Raw genomic sequence first — 17,209 nt, 5'->3', positions numbered from 1 at the left:
CCAAAGCTCAGCTGAGGGAGCTGAGGGCCGGTTGCAGCTGGCTGAGAAAGCCCTGCTTAGCTCGGCGGATCACCTCTTCGGCCGGGCTGTCCCAGATGTGCTGGTTGAAAATCTCAACCTCCACCGGCCCGAGATAGCCTGCCTCTGTGACCCATCGGGTCATGGTGCCAAAGTCAATATAACCGCTGCCCGGGTAACCGCGAGAGAGCAAGCTATCGGCCGCCAACGGCAGCACGAAGTCGCTGATCTGGTAGCTGGAAATTCGGCCAGTCCGGCCGGCCCGCAGAATCTGCTGTCTTAGCGCTGGGTCCCAGAAAACGTGGAAACTATCAACCACCACACCCACCGCGGCCGGATCGAACTGCTCGGCCAGGTCCAACGCCTGGCTCAGCGTGGAGAGCACCGCGCGATCAGCCACGTACATCGGGTGCAGAGGCTCAAGGGCGAGCCGGACCCCGTGGGCTAGGGCTTCGGGAACCAGGATAGAGATCGCTTCGGCCACCCGTTGGCGGGCATCGGCCAAATCCTTCTCGCCGGCAGTGAGCACCGGATATTGATTTGCCGAGGCCCGGCCCGCAATGGCTCCCGCGAAGTCAAAGAGCCCACCCGCCACGATCACCAGTTCGCTCGCTCCCAGTTCGGCCGCCTCAGCGATGGCCCGCCGATTGTCAGCTAGTGCCTCCGCTCTGGCCCGAGGGTCCCTGGTACTCAGAAAACCGCCGCGACACAGTGAGCTGACCCGCAGGCCGGCGTCGTCCAACCGTTCTCGAGCCTCCTTGACGCCCACCTCGGCGACCCGATCTCGCCAGAGCCCGATCCAGCCCAAGCCGGAGTGGGCCGTCAACGAGATTGCCTCAATTAATGAGCTCCGCTTAATGGTGGCGGTATTCAGCGAGAACCTGGTCAGTGATTCGGCGCTCATCGCTGCACTCCACAGACTCGCAACCAGTCGTCCATCCGGGAGCGGGCCAAACCAGGATCCTTGAGCACCCCGGCCAGGCTGGCCAGCCGGTGCAGCTCGCGCAAATGCGGCACCGAGCGGGCGGCATGCAGTCCGGCCACCATCTGGAAACCCGGTTGATCGCCATTAAGCCAGGATAGGAAGGCGATGCCGGTCTTGTAGTAGTAGGTCGGTTCGGCGAAGATATGCCGGCTGAGCTCTTCGGTAGTGGCCAGCAGAGCTCGGCCCTGCTCCGGTTCGCCGCGGTCATAGGCCGCTAGTGCCTCTGATGCCACCGGGGCAATCGCTGCGAAGGCGCCCAACAGTGCATCCGAGTGGCCGTATTCATCGCCGTGGATAAGCGATGAGTAGTTATAGTCATCTCCGGTGTACATTCTGACGCCGAGTGGTAGACGACGGCGCAATGAGATTTCGCGGCCCGGATCCAGCAGCGACATTTTGATGCCATCAACCTTTTCGGGATGCGCGCTGATGATCTGCAGCACGGTCTGCTCGGCGCTCTGCAGATCGGTCGAACCCCAATATCCGCGCAAGGCCGGATCAAACATATCGCCCAGCCAGTGCAGGATCGCTGGACGATCCAGTTCATCAAGCAGGGTGGAATACACCGTGAAATAGTCATCGGCATGCCTGGCTGCCTTAGCCAAAGCACGAGAAGCCATTAAAATTACTGTTCCACCGGCATTCTGCACCACATCGATTTGCTGCCGGTAAGCAGCCAGAATGCGTTTCAGAGCCTTGGCGCCACCGTCGCCGATGCTGGCTGGATCGAGTTGATCGGTGCCAGCTCCGCAGGCCAAGAGGCCGTTCACCGCTTGTGCCTCCTGGGCGGAACGTCGAATCAGTTCGGCACTGCTCGGCCAGTCCAGGCCCATACCGCGCTGCGCGGTATCCATTGCCTCTGCCACGCCAAGTCCGAGTTGCCAGAGCCGATGCCGGATTCGCAAGGTGGCGTCCCAGTCGAGTTTCACCGCGCCGCCCGGAGTGTTCTCAGCTTCGGCCTGGGGCACCACATGAGCAGCCGCATAGGCTCGGCGCGAATTGAAGACCGGAGCAGTACGGGGTGCCGCGTCGAGCTGGCCGAGGTTGCTCATAAGCCGATCTCCGGTACATCGACGGTGCGGCGCTCGCTGCTGGCCGCCAGGCCGAGCTCGGCCAACTGCACGCCGCGAGCCGCCGAGAGTAGATCGAAACGATGCTTCCGGCCAGCCAGACAGTCCCGCAAAAATTCCTGCCATTGTGCCGCGAACCCGTTCTCCAGGGCGGCATTGTCCGGCACCTCAAACCACTGCTCGCGAAAAGACTCGGCGACCGGCAGATCGGGATTCCAGACCGGTTTAGGAGTGTTCGCCCGGTGCTGAGCGACACAGTGGAAAAGCCCCGCGACGGCCGAGCCTTCGGTGCCGTCCAGCTGGAATTCCACCAGTTCATCGCGGTGCACCCGAACCGCCCAGGAGGAGTTAATCTGAGCTATTACCTGGCCGCCATCGGGGCCTTCCAATTCGAAACTGCCGTAGGCAGCATCGTCAGCGGTGACCTGGTAGGCCTTACCCTGCTCGTCCCAGCGCTGCGGAATATGGGTGACGATCTTGGCGTCGACGCTGCGCACCGGGCCAATCAGGCCCTCAAGTACGTAGTTCCAATGGCAGAACATATCGGTGGTAATACCACCGCCGTCCTCTTTCCGGTAGTTCCAGGAGGGTCGTTGCGCAGCCTGGGTGTCGCCTTCGAAAACCCAGTAACCAAACTCACCGCGCAGGGACAGCAAGCGGCCGAAAAATCCCTGGTCGATCAGCCGACGAAGCTTGACCAGGCCGGGCAGGTACAACTTGTCATGCACCACCCCGCTGGTGCGCTCCGAGCCCGCAGCGGCGCGGGCCAGGGAAATCGCAGTAGCTGAGTCGAGAGCAGTGGGTTTCTCGGAGTAAATGTGTTTACCCGCGGTGAGCGCTCGGTGCAAAAGGTCGGGTCGCATCGTCGTAGTGGCCGCGTCGAAGAAGACGTCGACCGATGGGTCGGTGAGCGCGGTAGCGACGTCGGTCGACCATTCCGCGATGTGATGCTTGCTGGCGAGCTCTTTGATTTTCCCTTGATCTCGGCCAAGGATCAGCAACTCGATCTCGACTTTACTACCGTCCTCCAGTAGCAGCCCGGTTTCGCGTAGCGGTAGCAGCGACCTTAGTAAGTGCTGACGATAGCCCATCCGGCCGGTCACCCCATGGGCGGCAATTTTGAGTGTCTTCTTAGCCCCGGGGTTGAGGTCAGTCGTTGTCATTGTGGTCCTCTCTTGACCAGCTCAGTGTCGTTTTGGCTAAAAAGTTTGAGTTCAGCTAGTGCCTCAAGGGCAGCGCCGAGTGGAGGTAATTCCGGGTGCCAGGCCGCTTCCCACTCCAGCGAATACCAGCTGTCCGCCCCGAGCAGCGCGACCGTCTCGCGTAACGGAAGCTCACCCTGACCGGGCAAGACCAGTTCTCCGTTGGACCGTAGATCCTTAAGCTGCAGATAACCGAGCCAGGGCCTGAGGAACTGGTAGGTCTCCGAGGGCAATTCGCCCGCTTGCCAGCTGTGTCTGAGGTCCCAGATCACCCTGACTTGGTGGCCGGGAAGGCTCTTGTCCAGTTGTAGCAGCACGCGGGCCAGGTCCCGACCGCGACGATATTGATCGTGGGTCTCTACCAGCACTTTGACGCCCAGAGCGGCGGCACGCTCAGAGAGCAGTAACAGGCTTTTCAGTAAATCCTGATCGCTCTGGGTGTCTACCGGCTGATCTGTCGCACCGCCGGGAAAGACTCGGAGACCGTAGGCCTGCAGATCTGCGGCCAAGGTGAGTTGCGCCTCCGCATCGTCGAGGTCATTGTCGACGCCACCACCGAGTAATCGCAGGTAGCTGGCTACGCTGAGCAGATGCAAGCCCTGGGCTTGGCAGCGTCTGCGTAGTTCGGTGCGGGTGGCCGGGCTCAGCCCGGGGTGCACGAGTTGGTCGTCACCCGAACGCAATTCGAGGCCGCGGACGCCGAAGCGGTTCGCCAATTCGAATACTTCATCGAGGCTCGCGGAGGGGCACCCCAGAGTAGAAAATGCTAGTGGCATTAGACCATCACATCCGGATTCGGCTCGGTCCAGCTCTGCTCCTCTGCCGCTGCGGTGGTCAGCTCGAAAACCAGTGTCTCCTCCGAGCTATTGCCCAGCTCAAGTTCGAAAAGCGAAGTCTCCAGCTCCTGAGGATTCAGTTGCAGGGCGGGTTCCCGCAAGAGGGTGGCAGCGAGTAACCGTTCACCCGCTGGCAACTGCAAGCGGAGCCGACGAGCGGTTGGCCATTTTGTCACTACCGCATACACGGTTTCCGAATCCGCCTCCTGGGTGTAATAACCCCAGCCTGGGTAACTCCAGTTCGTGGCCACGCCTTTGCCGTAGATTGCCGCCCCGTTCTGAGCCAGCCAATTGCCGATCTGCTCGGCTAGGGCGGCATCCTCCGGGTCAATAGAACCATCGCCGCGTGGCCCGAAGTTGAGCAGGAAGTTCCCGCTTAATGAGGTGCAGTGCGCGATCATATCGATCAGCTCCGCAGCGCTCTTCCGAGTTCGCTTCGCCCAGGGCCCGGCGTGGTAGCCCCAACTGGCCTGCGGAATCGTCATACACGCCTCCCAGTCCTGCTCGCAGACCGAGCGGTCCCAAGGGTCTGGCAGCCGACGTTCATAGCCGCTCTCGTAGTCACCCATCAGCGAGCCATTTGAATCACGATGCCGGGCTCCCAGGTCATCGGCGCGCAGTCGGCTGCTCACGATGAGCCCTGGGATGAGTTCCTTAAGTCGTTGTTCCACTTCCCAGGTCCAGCGGCCATTGGCCTTTACCGATTCGTCCCAGGTGCCGTCGAACCAGAAACCCTTCACGCTGGGGTAACGTTGCGCCAATTCCACCAGTTGGTTCATGGCAAAATCCAAATAACGCTTGAAGGCCTGCTGATCCTCGGCACTCTCCAGGCGATAGCGCCAATCCGGATGGTGCCAGTCCAGCACTGAATAGTAGAGGTAGACATCAATACCGTGTCGCTGATAGGCCGCGACTAGTTCGCCGATGAAGTCGCGGGCGGCCGGCGTGTTTCCGGAGTGGAAGTCGGTGTACTGGCTCGGCCAGAGGCAGAAGCCATCGTGATGTTTGGTAGTGAAGGTGGCATATTTGACCCCGCTGCGAGCTGCCAGAGCGGCCCAGGCATCGGCGTCGAAAGCCTCAGCACTGAACTGCTGAGCCAATTCCGCCCACTCCGGCTCCGGAATATTGGCGGTTTTTTGCAGAAATTCCGCCGCAAAACGATACTCTGTGCCCTGCCAGTAGCCGGCCGGCATGGCGTAAAGCCCCCAGTGCACGAACTGACCGAAGCGATGCTCACGAAACCGCTGCATCGCGGCATCTTGCCGGGGCTGCTGTCGGCTCGCGCCGTAATTGAGTTCAATCACCCGATGACCCTTTCGCTGAATCCTTTGAGCACGCCGTCCCAGGGCACAAAGCTGGCAATGTCGACCGTCCCGGATTCCCCGTCGACCCAGTTCCAGTGCACGCTCGAGCCCGCCACTTCGACCCTCACTACCTCGGCAGCCTGGCGCGGCGGTGCGCTGCGGCCCAAGCTGTGTAGCGCGATGTATACCGTAGGACCCGGAGAGCCGGTGGCCTGCAGGAAGGCCACTGCTGAGTGCTCACCGAGCGCATTGCACCCCTGGTAGCGCGCCGAGCTAATGCTTTGCCAGCCGTGCAGGCCGAGCAGCCCGCTACGCAGCTCGGCGGTTTCCAGCCGGGCGGCGAGGCCTTCGATGCTCAGCTCCGGTGGTTGCTCTGCGGCCAGCGCGAAGCTGCCTTCACGAAGGCTGTAATGCTCCGCCCCGTACACCAGGTGGCAGCGCAACTCATGGTCGGCGTGCAGAATTGACACGGTCAGCACCGCACTGCCGGGCAGGGTCTTGCCGTTGAGTTGTGGCAGCTGAACAGATCCGCTGATCGCGCCTTCACTGCGAGTTCCGCGCAGTGCGGCACGGCGGCTGGCCACGCCGTCGGCATTCAGTAGCGCCAGATGGCCGTCGATATTGTCCCGCCAGGCGGCACCGGTTCCCGGTGCGGTATGTGAGGAATAGGCGAATTTAGCGTAGTGCGGATCGTCCGGGTCGGCGCCTCCCTCCACCGGCAACCAGCAGTGATCGCTGCCATGGTTAATCAGCCTGACCACGCCATCGGCACGCGCCAGCGACCAGCCGAGGTCAGGCACTGAACGGATGACGGCGGCTGCGTTGGTGGTCTCAGCGCTCGGCTCGGGTTTGGTCCAGACCGGGTGATCGGCTGGCAGCGCTAAGCCTGAGAAGCCGATACCAGCCAGGAAGGGCGAGCCGAATCCGCTGTAGCTTTGGCAGCTGCCGAGGTGGGGCTGGTACCAGCCCAAGCTCAGCGGCTCGTCGACCCCGACACCCCGATCGATAAATCGGCTGAGCACGGCGGAGGCGAGGGCTCGGGACTCACCCGGACCGAGCGGGTTTACCCCGGCCGCTTCTGCACTCCACAGTGCGGCCAGGGCAGCGGTGCGATAGCTGAGCGAGCGACCAAAATGTAGCAGCGAACCATCGTCGGCGACGAAGCTGCCGAAACCTGCGACGAACTCGCTCAGCCGGCCAAGATGGCGTTGCCCTTCCGCGCTCTGCGTGGTTCCGGTCAGCCGATACCAGGCCTCTAAGTAGGGGTGAATAGCCCAAGCGTTGTAGTAGTCATAGGCGTGTTCCGGACCGTCCGTGTACCAACCCTCGTTCGTGTACCAACCCTCAACTCTCGCCACATTCCGGGAGTTATGCAGCCCACGGACGTCCTCACCCACCGAACGTAGGAAGCCCTCGGCGAGCGCCGGGAAAAGCTGCCAGTTGTTCTGCCAGACCTCTAGCGAGGCGTGATGACGCAGCCAGGCGGCCAGCTGAGCTTTTTCGGAATCGCTGAGCGGCTCCCAGAGCTGCTCAGTCGCGGTCGCCAGGGCATAGGAAATATTGGCGGCTTCCACGATGGAATTGGTCACCCCTTGCAAGGGCGTCCGACAGGAAACCCCCAGTGGCCAGGCCTCCGGCCCATCCGGGCTGGTTCCGCTAATCAGCGCCTGTCGGTACCAGGCTGCAAGCCGTTCACCGTCGGCACGTTCTTCGGCGGAGCTAGTGGACTGATGGGCACCAGCGATCCGCGGTGCCGCCAAGAGCAGGCTGCGGCCAATCAACTCCATGCTCTCCCGACGCTCGCCGTCGCGCGTCACCCGGCCCGGCAGCACCGGCAAGGCGTGTCCAGGACTGGCGGCGGCAAGCACCGGAGCCAGCCAGCGGTCGGCGGTGCGCCACCAGTGCTCTCGGGTCCAACCGGTCCGCGCGGATAGCACGGGATCGAGGGCAGGTAAGGCAAAAGGGGACGGTGACATGGTGAAAAAGTGTCCTTGAAGATTGGCCGGTCGCGGTGCGGGGAGAAGTGTTACTTGCTCAGTAGTTTCTCGTATTCTCCTCGGATAGTGTCTCCGCCGGACTGCTTCCATTTGTTGATCGAGTTTTTGAGGTCGTCCATGCTTTGCCGCCCGGCGATAAAGCCCTTCACTGTATCGGTGACGCCCTTGCTCAGGACGTTGCCCTTGGCCGCATCGGTGGCACTGAAAAGATTGGCGCAAGGATTCACCGAGGCGCCCGGAATGAGTTTGGTATAGGCAGCATGCAGAGTGTCCACCGGAGTTTTACCGAGTGGGCTGTAAATTGCCTGCTGCGGAGCGGCCAGGAATTTCCACGGTACCCCGGTGTGCTGCTGCGCCTGCGGGGTGGCCTGCGGATTACCTTTCGCGTCGAGAGTGTAGTCAGTGCCCTCAATGCCGTAGTTGATCAATAGGTACTCTTCGCTGCCGAAGGGTGCCGCCAGGAAGTTTGCCACCGAGAGCAGGTCTTTGATTTTGTTCTCGTCGTTCTTCTTGAACATTGTGGTTCCCACTACAACGTTGTCGATCCAGGCCTGCCCCTTACCGCCATCGTGCCCGAACGGAATAATTGGCATCGCTCGGTAGCTGGAGTTGGCCTGGGGTAGTGAGACCGCATAACCGGTGCTGCTCAGGTAGGCGGGCAGCCCGTCGTAGATCATGGTGACCTTGCCGGAGACGAAGGCGTTGACCATCTGACTCTTCGTCCAGCCGTCCGATCCTGGGCAGTAATAGCCGGCTTTGTAGAGGCCCGCAGCGTACTCAACCGCCGCCAGATATTCGTCGGTCTCAAAGTCCTTGACCAATTCATTTTGATCCAAGCGCCACTGGTAAGGAGTGCGGAAGATGTGGTGCAGGGTGGGCAGGCCGAAGCCGGTGCTACCTAGCGCCCATTGGTTCTGCTGTGGCCGGGTGAGTTCCTTGAGCACTGAGCTGAAATCGTCTTTGTTCTTGATCTGCTCGGTTGATTCAATGCCTGCCTGCTTCAGCAGGGTGTGGTTGAAGAAACCGGATCCTCCGGTCAGACCGCGCGGGATGGGCAGGAAATAGATCTTCCCGGCCTGTACGCAGGCCTTCCAATAGACCTCGGGAATCGCTGCCAGATTGGGGTAAGCCTTGATGTTTTCGCCACTGAGGAAAGGAGTCAGATCGGCACAACTGGACTGCAGGAAGCTGACAATATCGGGAATCGCGGCGCCATCGTTGAACATCATGTCCGGTAGGTTGCCACCCGCGATTTGGGTATTCAGCTTGGTGCCGTAGTCGTCGGAAGAGACCGCGGTGAGTTCAATGCTGCCGCCGAGGCGTTTTTCAATTTCCTGCCAGGCCGGGTTGTTGTTTTTAGCGTTGGCTACCGGACCGAAGAGCAGCGTCGTGGCGCTGTAGCTTTGGCCCTTGAGCGGTGGCGTACTGACTGTTTTGTAAGGTTTCGGATAGTTGTAGAAGGCCGCCGGTACACCGTCCTTGGTGCCAGCCAAGTCAGGCTTAAAATCTTTGGCCGGGGTGTACTGAGGCAGGGTGACATCTCCTCCGGTCACGTTGCCGGAGGGGGTGCGTTGACCGCAGCCGGTCAGGAAGGCAGTGCCAATGAATGCGGTACTCAGTCCCGCCAGTGCCAGAAAGGACCGGCGGCTGCTGTGGCTCAAGGATTCGGTCATGATTTCCTTCGGTAGTGGGATGGTTAGCTGGCCTGGTGCTGAGGACTCAGCCTTTGACGGCGCCGGTGAGGACGCCCTTGGTGAAGTAACGCTGGAGGAAAGGGAAGACCAGCACGATGGGGATCAGGCTGATCACCACGACAGCCATCTGGATGGCTTGTGATGGGGCCGCGATTTCGGCAGTATTTGCGCCGTCCGTCATCGGTTGACCGAGCAGGGCATATTGCCTCAGGATCATCGGCAGTGGCCATTGATCGGCGTCCAGATAGAGCATCGCGCTGAAGAAGGCATTCCAGTAATTGACCGCGTAAAACAGGCCGATTACCGCCAGCACACCTTTGGAGAGCGGCAGCACGATCCGGATCAGGATGCCGAAATCGCCCACACCGTCGATTCGCGCCGCTTCGATCAGCTCCTGGGGGAGGTTCTGAAAGAAGGAACGAATCACAATCAAATTGAAGGCAGAGATCATCACCGGCAGGATTAAAGCGGCGTAATTATTGAGCAAGCCCAGCTCCTTGACCACCAGGAAATTCGGGATGATGCCCGCGCTGAACAGCATGGTGAAAAGTGCCGCGGTGAGGAAGAACTTGCCGCCAACCAGGTCTCGCCTGGTCAGGCCGTAAGCCATTGCCACGGTGATGGCCAGCGAGGCAGCGGTTCCGACAATGGTGATCAGTAGCGATCTGAGGAGTGCACTGGTGACCACGCCGCCGGAGAAGATGGTCTGGTAGGCGTCGAAGGTGGGATGCAGGGGGAAGAGCACCAAGCCATTGTTCTGCGCTATTTCAGCCTGGCCGGAGAAGCTGGTGCCGAGCACCGCGAGCATCGGGTAAAGGGTCAGAAAAATGATTAATGCGATCGCCAGCAGCTTGAATATCAAGCTGACTGGGTGCGGTTTTTCCATCCAGGTGGGGCGCTCGCTGCGCTTGCTGTTCCGCCACCGCAGCGGGCGATCAACGACGTTGTTTGCCACTGGTGTAGATCCCTTCATGTCCGAATTTGTGGGCCAGCTTATTGGCACCGAGCACCAAGGCCAGGCCAACTACGCCCTTGATAAGTCCGGCGGCGGCCGCGATTCCCCATTGACCACCCTGGATACCGTTGAAGTAGACGTAAGTTTCAAGTACCTCACCGGCTTGCGGCCCGACATTATCGCGCTGCAGCAAGATCTGTTCGAAGCCAACCGAGAGAATGCTGCCCAATTGCAGGATGAACAGCAGCAGGATGACCGGGAAGATGCCGGGCAAGGTGATGTTGAATAGTCGGTGCCGGGCCTTCGCGCCGTCAACTGCGGCCGCTTCGTAGAGTTCTTGATCGATATTGGCGATGGCTGCTAGGAAGATGATGGTCCCCCAGCCCGCATCTTTCCAGATGCTCTGCAGGGTGATCAGGAAGGGGAAGAACTCAGGAGTGTTCATCGCATTGAAGCCGGGCAGCCCGAGAGATTCGAGGAAATGAGTCAACGCCCCACCCGCGCCCAGCATTTCGGAGAACAGCACCACGATGATCACCCAACCAATGAAGTGCGGCAGGTAGATCACGCTCTGAATGAACTTCCGCAGCCGCTTCGACATGATGCTGTTCAGGAACAAGGCGAGCAGGATCGGTACCGGGAAGAACAGCACTAGCTGTACCAAGGTGATTACCAGGGTATTGCGGAAGGCTTGCCAGAACGCGGGGTCGCTGAGCAGTGCGGCAAAGTTCTCCAAACCAACCCAGACGCTGTCAATGAAGCCGAGGTAGGGACGGTAGTCCAAGAAGGCAACAATATTGCCCAGCAGGGGGATGTAGTTGAAGACCACAAAGAACAGGAAGCCCGGCAGCACCAGCGCCAGCATTACTCGATCCCGCTTCAGGCGTTGCCGGAAGGAGCGTTTTCGCAGCTGTGGCACCGGTGGTTCGGTGGCTGCTTCGGCGGCGTGGCTCCGCGGGGGCGCATTCAGCACGGTCACTCTACAGCTCCTTGGATCGGCGACGAAAGCATAGTAAGCGGTTTCTAAGTCCCCAGTATGCTTGGAAGAGAATGTGATGTCAATAACAGTTTTTCAGATTAATTTCGCCTAAATATTGAGGAATGTAGCTGTAGCAAGCACTTTGTGGTTGAATATCTTTCTAGAAAACGCTTACTAAATTATCTAATGATTGGGGCGGTGATGGTCGTTGAGAATTGCAGCGAGCCGCTACCGGCTACCCAGGGAGGATGCGAGATGACGCGGGAGCTGGCCAGACCACATCGCCTTCGTGCGTTGTTGGCGATGGACGTAGATTCATCGTGTGAGCTCTTCGGCGCTGCTGAGTGGGCTGAGCTCAGCCAACTCGTTGAACTGAGCGACACTCAGCCAATCCAGAGCTTCGCCGAGGTTGACCCGGCAGAGTTGGCGCAACTCGAGGTGCTGATTACTGGCTGGGGCACACCGCGGATTAGCGCTACCGAGCTGAGCGCAATGCCTAAGCTGCGGTATGTCGTGCATGCCGCCGGCACTGTCAAGACCTTTTTGGCCCAAGAGGTTTTCAGTGCTGGTATTCAGGTGTCTTCGGCGGCGGTAGCGAACGCAGTCCCGGTGGCCGAGTACACGGTGGCGAGCGTCATTATGGGACTCAAGCGGGCGACCCGATTCCAGCACCAGCTGCGTAGCGGGGGTTCCTTCCGTGATCTTCGCCGGATGCCGCCGGTGGGTAGCTTTGGCGTGACGGTGGGCGTCGTCGGTGCTTCTCAAGTGGGGCGTAAGGTGCTTGAGTTACTGAAAAATTTTGAGTTACGAACCGTTGTCTACGATCCCTATCTATCGGCCGCGGAGGCGACTGCCCTTGGTGCCGAACAAGTCGAACTTGAGCAGCTCTGTCGGCAATCGCAGGTGGTGAGCCTGCATGCCCCGGCTACCCCGGAAACGATCAAGATGATTGGTGCCGCAGAGATGGCGGCAATGTGCGATGGCACCGTGTTGATCAATACCGCCCGCGGTAGCCTACTGGACACGGTCGCTTTGCTCCCGGAGGTGAGTTCCGGACGACTTGACGCCTTCCTTGACGTCACCGACCCGGAGCCGCTGCCCAGCAACTCGCCGCTGTACCGATTGCCCAATGTTTTTATCACCCCGCACATCGCCGGCGCGATGGGTAATGAGGTGCGACGGTTGGGCAGGCAAGCTATTTCCGAACTGCACCGACTGGCGCAGGGGCAGAACTTCCAATACCCGGTAATCGTCAATGATCTCTCCCGGATTGCATAATGTGAGGATGGGTGCATCCACAACCGAGCCTCAATCGGCGGCGCGAAACTCCCGACCAGTAGCCACCATTGCCGATGTGGCTGCCCAGGCCGGAGTTTCGGTGGCTACCGTTTCTAGGACGCTCAGCGCAAATTATCCGGTGGCCGAATCAACCAAATCCAGGGTGCTCGATGCCGTTGAAAAGCTGGGTTATGTTGCCAATGCTCACGCCCGGGCGCTTGCTGGTGCCACCACCCGAACGGTCGGCATTGTGATCGCCGATGTCGCTGACCCTTTTTTCGGCTATGTGGCCCGCGGTGTTGAGCGGCAGGCTAGCTCGGAGAACCGTTTGTGTTTGATTATGGCCACCGAGGCGGATCGTGATCGGGAACTCGCCATCGTGGATCTAATGCGCGAGCAACGTGCCGACGCCGTGATTTTGGTGGGCGGTGCCTCGGATCATGCTGGCTATCGTAAGAAAATGGCCGCACGAGCGAAGGCGTTGGCCGAAAACGGCTCGGTTCTGGTGCTGTGTGGTCGGCCCTCGCTCGGCGAGGAGGTACCAACCGTGAGTGTTAATTACGATAACTCGGGAGGTGCCTTCGCGGTCACCGATTATTTGATTTCTCAGGGGCACCGGAAGATCCTTTACCTGGGTGGCCCGGCAAACCTTTCCACGACGGCTGCCAGATTCGAGGGCTTTAATCGAGCATTACAAGCTCGGGGCATTGCACCGGACCCGGAACTGGTACATCTCGGTGAATTCGGTAGACCGTTTGGGTATCAGCGGATGCGCGAGATCCTGGCCTCAAAGACTGAGTTCACAGCGGTTTTCGGTGCTAATGACCTGGTCGCGGTGGGTGCGATGGAGGCCATCGCGGAGGCAGGTCTGCGGGTGCCTGAGGATATCTCAGTGGTGGGCTACGACAATATCCCGGTCTCCCGAGAGGTGCGACCGCGATTGACCACCGTGAATGTGCCGTTGGAAGACCTGGGCCGTGAGGCAGTCAAGGCGGCCTTGGGTCGCTTTGAGTATGGTTCTGAGTCGGCAAACTCGACTTTGGGAACCCATGTGGTGATTCGTGACTCGGTTCGCGCCATCTAAGTAGCGCTGCCGACCGCTCCGGCTGGAGCAGGCGTCAAACTCATCAGTAAACGTTTTCGCCAGAACGTGTAATCATCCGATCACTTTATGAACTGGCGTCATGGAAACCCTTTAATTCCGGGAACTATTGACAGTGGTAGTTGCTAAACATACTATGTTTGCCATAGTAAGCGCTTACTATACAACATTTTCATCCACCCATCGAAGGGTAATGTCATGTCTCACACCGTCCATAGATCCACACGATCACTGACTAAACACCGAGTCGGGTTAGCGTCTTTGACCCTCGGCCTACTGGTTCTATCGTTCGTCGCGCCATCATCGGCGAGTGCTGCGCCGACGCAGCCTTTTCCTGATTATGGAAGTACCACCAATCCTGCCCTGAAGAGCGGCCTGAACGGGGATATTGCCGGTTCTGCATTCGTCGATAATGATGGCGAATTCCACTGGATTAGCTCCTACTCTCTCTACACCAAACCCACCGATCCTTCGACTACCGATTCGGTGACCAAGACTTACACCAATTCCGACCTCGGTACGGTCAGCAGCGGGCTAGGCACCACAACCACCCTTAATACCGCCAATACCCACATGAACGAGCCGGGCTCGCTGTGCTACAAGGTCGATCAGAAGCCGGTGAACCCAGCCCCCTCGCTGTATCAGGATGATCATTGCGATGTGATCGGCATCTGGGTAGATCCGGCAACCGGCACCTGGTACGGCGCTGTCAATGATGAGTTCCAATTCAATCCTTGGGCGACCGGTAACCCGACTCCGAATGAGCGGGTCGGCAGCGGGATTCACTACAACCGGATTCTGATGGCCTCGTCATCGGACAAAGGCAAGACCTGGGATTATCAGGGTGCCATCGTCACCTCTCCCTACCAGCACAATGGCGTCGCCGATAGCACAGCTTTTCCGGCCAATACCTGGTCATACGGCATCGCCGGGGTGCGGCTCTTCATCGACCATGCGAGCGGCTACTTCTATCTGCTCTACAACGAGCAGATTATGACCAAACCGGGTTACACAGCCTTTGGGAAATGGTTCTCGATGGCCAGGGCGCCGATTAGCGGCAAGATGGCACCCGGCACTTGGAACAAGTACTCCAAGGGTAAATGGACCGAGCCTGGACTCGGCGGTCAGGACGGCATGATCGGCAGTTCGCTCGACCTTGATGCCTCCTATAACGCGGCCCAAGATTTGGTCAGCTACCAAGGTAGTGGTGCTGACGGCAGCGCGCTGTACTTCTCTAATTACAAGGTGCCGAGCACTGGGATTTTCGAGTTCGCCACCCCGCAAGGTACCAAGTACCAAGCAAATTCGGTGGCCGGTACCTTGACCGACGCCAGTGGGCAGGCGGTGAGCCAGGTGGAGTTCAATGACCCGGCTATCGGCGCCACCGTCTTGGTGCAGCCGACCGCGGATAAGAAGATCAACATCACGGTGACCAATAACAGTGGTGATAGCAGGTCTCAGCTCGTTTCGGCGGGCAAGAGCATCTATCAGAACGCCGCGTCGAAACGGCTCTATGTCCAAGAGTTCCGGATCGAGGAATCGATTATTAGTTATAACGCTTACTCGCAGCGCTACCGTGCGGTGAGCTACAACGGCTACGTCTACGAGACCGCTGACTTGGGCAAGCCGAACAGCTGGGTTCCGGTGGGCAAACAGCCAGCCGGCACCACGAACGCGTATCTATCGGGTATCGATAATGGCAGTCTGAGCAATCAGAACGTGAGCGGTCGGACCTATCGGACCCTCTCGGCGCTGACCCGGACGGTTTCGACGATTTCGCAGACTCCGCACAGTGCCTCGCAGCCGAGCTATTCAGTGGGGCGACTGCCTTTGGATTCGACCGGCAACGCGATCAATCCAGCTTCCAGCTACCAGCTTTCGCTCGGCAGCAACCAGCTCGTTATCGGCACCGGGAGCAATAAATGGAAGATTGTTCCGGTCAAGGACGAAAGCAACGCCGCCTACAACAGTGGCTTCTATCGCCTTCAAAACGTCTCCACCGGACAGTACCTGCAAATCGGCGCTAGCGGTGCTGCGGCAGCCAGGGCGCAGGGCGCTCAGGCGTCACTGGGGGCAGCATTGGCCGAGTTCAGTGCGGCCGGCAACGGTGGTAACGGTACCCCGGGAGGCAGCGATCAGTGGTACCTGCAACCGGTGACTGCCAATACCCCTAGCACCCTGACGGCTAGCTCTTCGCCCAGCACTCAGGCAGCGGCCTCGGTCACCGGTATTTCCGGTGTGAAACAGTATCGTCTGGTGAACCGCAATAGCGGCATGAGCTTGCAGCTTCAGGGCGGTAAGTTCGTCCTGGCCGGTCAGAACTTCGGCAATGCTGGTCAGATCTTGGCCATTAGCTTAGCGCCTTAGCCCGATAGCCGGCCCACTTCGGTGGATCGGTCGCCGGTTGGTGGGTTGTTGCTGATCAGGCAACAACCCACCACTGGCTTAATCCGCCAATCCGCTGCTTCGCTCCTTTAAATACTCGGCATTGCCACGGATCGCCGCTTCGTAACGCCTGATTTCGTCGCTATCGATCCGGTCAGCGCTGAGCAGCAGTAGCTCCGCCAAGGCCTGGTCATATTTCTCAGCGGCGTGTAGTGAGAGCGCCTGAAATACTCGGAGCGAGTCAGATTCGGGGAATTCGGCCCGTGCCTGGGCAAAGACCTCCAGAGAATCGGCAAAGCGGTCCAGGTTCCGCAGCGTCGAGCCGTATTGCAGCAGACAGCGGCGTCGGGTGTCCCCGCTCAGGCCTCCGGCCAAGGCCCGTTCGTAATAGCTGACCGCTCGTTCTTCCTGTCCGTCGGTGTCATAAGACCCGCCGACTTCGTAAAGCACGAAGGGATTATCGGGGTGCTCAGCGAGCAGGCGTTCAAAGTAGTCAATGGTGGGTGCCATATTTTCTCGATCACGCCGTTCGAAGCCCTCGCGGATTGCTGCCTCTAGGGCGGCGCTAGGTTCGGAGGTCATTTACTGTTCCTTTCGATGGCTTCAGAATTTTAGCCGCGCTTACCCGATAGTACTCAGTTGATGGTGCTCAGTTGACACCAGAACCGGGAACTCAACTGATTTCGACGAGGTGGCCCACCTCGCCAAGACTCTCCACTCGGCGATGGTGCGAGGCTGAATCCTCGCGTAATACGGTGATGCTGCCCGGGGCCGCTCGGAAATTCACATACCCCAGGGACTCGGGCGGCATCTTGATCCAGCTGGCGATCAGGAAGGTAACCGTGCCGCCGTGCGTCACCAGGATTTGATGCTCGCAGTCGCGAGAAAGGATCTCAGTCATTGCTTGGTATGCCCGCGCGGCGAAGGTTGCGATCGTCTCTGCGCCACGAACCCCATCCTGATAGTGCAATCGATCGCCCTCGGCGGGTGGCGGTCGGTAGCCGGGGGTTGACCCGACCGCTTTTCCTTCCGCCTCGCCATAGGATTTTTCCCGCAGTCTTCGATCAAGCATCGGCGTTAGTCGGAATCGCTGAGCGATCTCCTCGGCTGTGGCAACGGTGCGTTTCAGATCGGAGCTGAAGAGTTCGACGTCGGCGGTCTGAGGAATTCTTTTTCGTAGCTCTTCAGCAATTGCAACCGCAGCTCGCGCCCCGGCTGGGGTTAGTTCGGAGTCGTACCAGCCACCGACCAGACCCTCGGTGTGATGAGTGGCTTCCGGATGGGTGACCAGGTAGAGGGTACGCATCTCGGTCTCCTCTCTTCCCGTAGCAGCTGCACCAGATTACCGTTCTAAAACGGAGCCAGGATATCTCAGCACTGTTGTTGGGCTGCTAAGTGGTGCAG

Annotated in this window: 14 protein-coding genes; 3 read left to right on the top strand and 11 right to left on the bottom strand. The window is 59.6% G+C overall.

Translation table 11 applies throughout. The features are described 5' to 3' along the window. Positions 1–7: 7 nt before the first annotated feature. The 9 genes from UM93_RS13430 to UM93_RS13390 are packed head-to-tail and all read right to left on the bottom strand — an operon-like array spanning position 8 to position 11,040. Positions 8–922, bottom strand: a complete 915-nt coding sequence (locus UM93_RS13430) for a sugar phosphate isomerase/epimerase family protein (protein WP_045076051.1) — start codon at positions 920–922, stop codon at positions 8–10. After that, a complete protein-coding gene (locus tag UM93_RS13425) occupies positions 919–2,055 on the bottom strand; it encodes a dihydrodipicolinate synthase family protein (protein WP_045076050.1) in 1,137 nt (378 codons plus the stop codon). The genes UM93_RS13430 and UM93_RS13425 overlap by 4 nt, the downstream gene beginning before the upstream one ends. Next, the gene (locus tag UM93_RS13420; protein WP_045076049.1) at positions 2,052–3,236 is read right to left on the bottom strand and encodes a Gfo/Idh/MocA family protein; all 1,185 of its coding nucleotides are present in this window, start codon (positions 3,234–3,236) and stop codon (positions 2,052–2,054) included. Before UM93_RS13420 ends, UM93_RS13425 begins: the two co-directional genes overlap by 4 nt. Then, entirely contained in the window at positions 3,233–4,051 is an 819-nt protein-coding gene (locus tag UM93_RS13415) for a sugar phosphate isomerase/epimerase family protein (protein ID WP_045076047.1), read from the bottom strand. The genes UM93_RS13420 and UM93_RS13415 overlap by 4 nt, the downstream gene beginning before the upstream one ends. After that, positions 4,051–5,415, bottom strand: coding sequence for an alpha-L-fucosidase (locus UM93_RS13410; protein WP_234399318.1), 1,365 nt, complete (start codon positions 5,413–5,415; stop codon positions 4,051–4,053). Before UM93_RS13410 ends, UM93_RS13415 begins: the two co-directional genes overlap by 1 nt. Further along, entirely contained in the window at positions 5,412–7,391 is a 1,980-nt protein-coding gene (locus tag UM93_RS13405) for a DUF2264 domain-containing protein (RefSeq protein ID WP_045076046.1), read from the bottom strand. The genes UM93_RS13410 and UM93_RS13405 overlap by 4 nt, the downstream gene beginning before the upstream one ends. Before the next feature lie 50 nt (positions 7,392–7,441). Further along, positions 7,442–9,085 carry an extracellular solute-binding protein gene (locus UM93_RS13400; RefSeq protein WP_052663801.1) on the bottom strand — a complete coding sequence of 548 codons (1,644 nt, stop codon included), beginning with the start codon at positions 9,083–9,085 and terminating at the stop codon, positions 7,442–7,444. Positions 9,086–9,131: 46 nt separating this feature from the next. Continuing rightward, positions 9,132–10,061 (bottom strand): carbohydrate ABC transporter permease, encoded by a 930-nt coding sequence (locus tag UM93_RS13395; RefSeq protein ID WP_234399317.1) that lies wholly within the window; start codon positions 10,059–10,061, stop codon positions 9,132–9,134. Next, positions 10,042–11,040 carry an ABC transporter permease gene (locus tag UM93_RS13390; RefSeq protein WP_234399316.1) on the bottom strand — a complete coding sequence of 333 codons (999 nt, stop codon included), beginning with the start codon at positions 11,038–11,040 and terminating at the stop codon, positions 10,042–10,044. The genes UM93_RS13395 and UM93_RS13390 overlap by 20 nt, the downstream gene beginning before the upstream one ends. A 255-nt stretch (positions 11,041–11,295) precedes the next feature. Here UM93_RS13390 and UM93_RS13385 point away from each other — a divergent pair, with 255 nt between their 5' ends. The 3 genes from UM93_RS13385 to UM93_RS13375 all read left to right on the top strand — a co-directional run bounded on the left by UM93_RS13385 (position 11,296) and on the right by UM93_RS13375 (position 15,787). Next, the gene (locus UM93_RS13385) at positions 11,296–12,318 is read left to right on the top strand and encodes a hydroxyacid dehydrogenase (protein WP_045077457.1); all 1,023 of its coding nucleotides are present in this window, start codon (positions 11,296–11,298) and stop codon (positions 12,316–12,318) included. Between the two features lie 7 nt (positions 12,319–12,325). Next, the gene (locus UM93_RS13380) at positions 12,326–13,402 is read left to right on the top strand and encodes a LacI family DNA-binding transcriptional regulator (RefSeq protein WP_045076044.1); all 1,077 of its coding nucleotides are present in this window, start codon (positions 12,326–12,328) and stop codon (positions 13,400–13,402) included. Positions 13,403–13,618: 216 nt separating this feature from the next. Beyond that, positions 13,619–15,787, top strand: a complete 2,169-nt coding sequence (locus tag UM93_RS13375) for a hypothetical protein (protein ID WP_157874152.1) — start codon at positions 13,619–13,621, stop codon at positions 15,785–15,787. Positions 15,788–15,865: 78 nt separating this feature from the next. Here UM93_RS13375 and UM93_RS13370 read toward each other — a convergent pair whose 3' ends face one another. After that, positions 15,866–16,387 (bottom strand): tetratricopeptide repeat protein, encoded by a 522-nt coding sequence (locus tag UM93_RS13370; protein ID WP_045076041.1) that lies wholly within the window; start codon positions 16,385–16,387, stop codon positions 15,866–15,868. Between the two features lie 91 nt (positions 16,388–16,478). Then, positions 16,479–17,111: a histidine phosphatase family protein gene (locus UM93_RS13365; RefSeq protein WP_045076040.1), complete on the bottom strand. Its 633-nt coding sequence runs from the start codon at positions 17,109–17,111 to the stop codon at positions 16,479–16,481. Between the last annotated feature and the right edge of the window lie 98 nt (positions 17,112–17,209).

This window comes from Psychromicrobium lacuslunae (assembly GCF_000950575.1).
Lineage (GTDB): Bacteria > Actinomycetota > Actinomycetes > Actinomycetales > Micrococcaceae > Renibacterium > Renibacterium lacuslunae.
Note: the sequence above shows the minus strand (reverse complement) of the source record. Positions and strands in the feature narration are given on the sequence as shown.

Excerpts from the sequence above, each read along its gene's own strand:
- UM93_RS13430 (WP_045076051.1), bottom strand. The coding sequence starts at position 922 with ATGAGCGCCGAATCACTGACCAGGTTCTCGCTGAATACCGCCACCATT.
- UM93_RS13425 (WP_045076050.1), bottom strand. The coding sequence starts at position 2,055 with ATGAGCAACCTCGGCCAGCTCGACGCGGCACCCCGTACTGCTCCGGTC.
- UM93_RS13420 (WP_045076049.1), bottom strand. The coding sequence starts at position 3,236 with ATGACAACGACTGACCTCAACCCCGGGGCTAAGAAGACACTCAAAATT.
- UM93_RS13415 (WP_045076047.1), bottom strand. The coding sequence starts at position 4,051 with ATGCCACTAGCATTTTCTACTCTGGGGTGCCCCTCCGCGAGCCTCGAT.
- UM93_RS13405 (WP_045076046.1), bottom strand. The coding sequence starts at position 7,391 with ATGTCACCGTCCCCTTTTGCCTTACCTGCCCTCGATCCCGTGCTATCC.
- UM93_RS13400 (WP_052663801.1), bottom strand. The coding sequence starts at position 9,085 with ATGACCGAATCCTTGAGCCACAGCAGCCGCCGGTCCTTTCTGGCACTG.
- UM93_RS13385 (WP_045077457.1), top strand. The coding sequence starts at position 11,296 with ATGACGCGGGAGCTGGCCAGACCACATCGCCTTCGTGCGTTGTTGGCG.
- UM93_RS13380 (WP_045076044.1), top strand. The coding sequence starts at position 12,326 with ATGGGTGCATCCACAACCGAGCCTCAATCGGCGGCGCGAAACTCCCGA.
- UM93_RS13375 (WP_157874152.1), top strand. The coding sequence starts at position 13,619 with ATGTCTCACACCGTCCATAGATCCACACGATCACTGACTAAACACCGA.
- UM93_RS13370 (WP_045076041.1), bottom strand. The coding sequence starts at position 16,387 with ATGACCTCCGAACCTAGCGCCGCCCTAGAGGCAGCAATCCGCGAGGGC.
- UM93_RS13365 (WP_045076040.1), bottom strand. The coding sequence starts at position 17,111 with ATGCGTACCCTCTACCTGGTCACCCATCCGGAAGCCACTCATCACACC.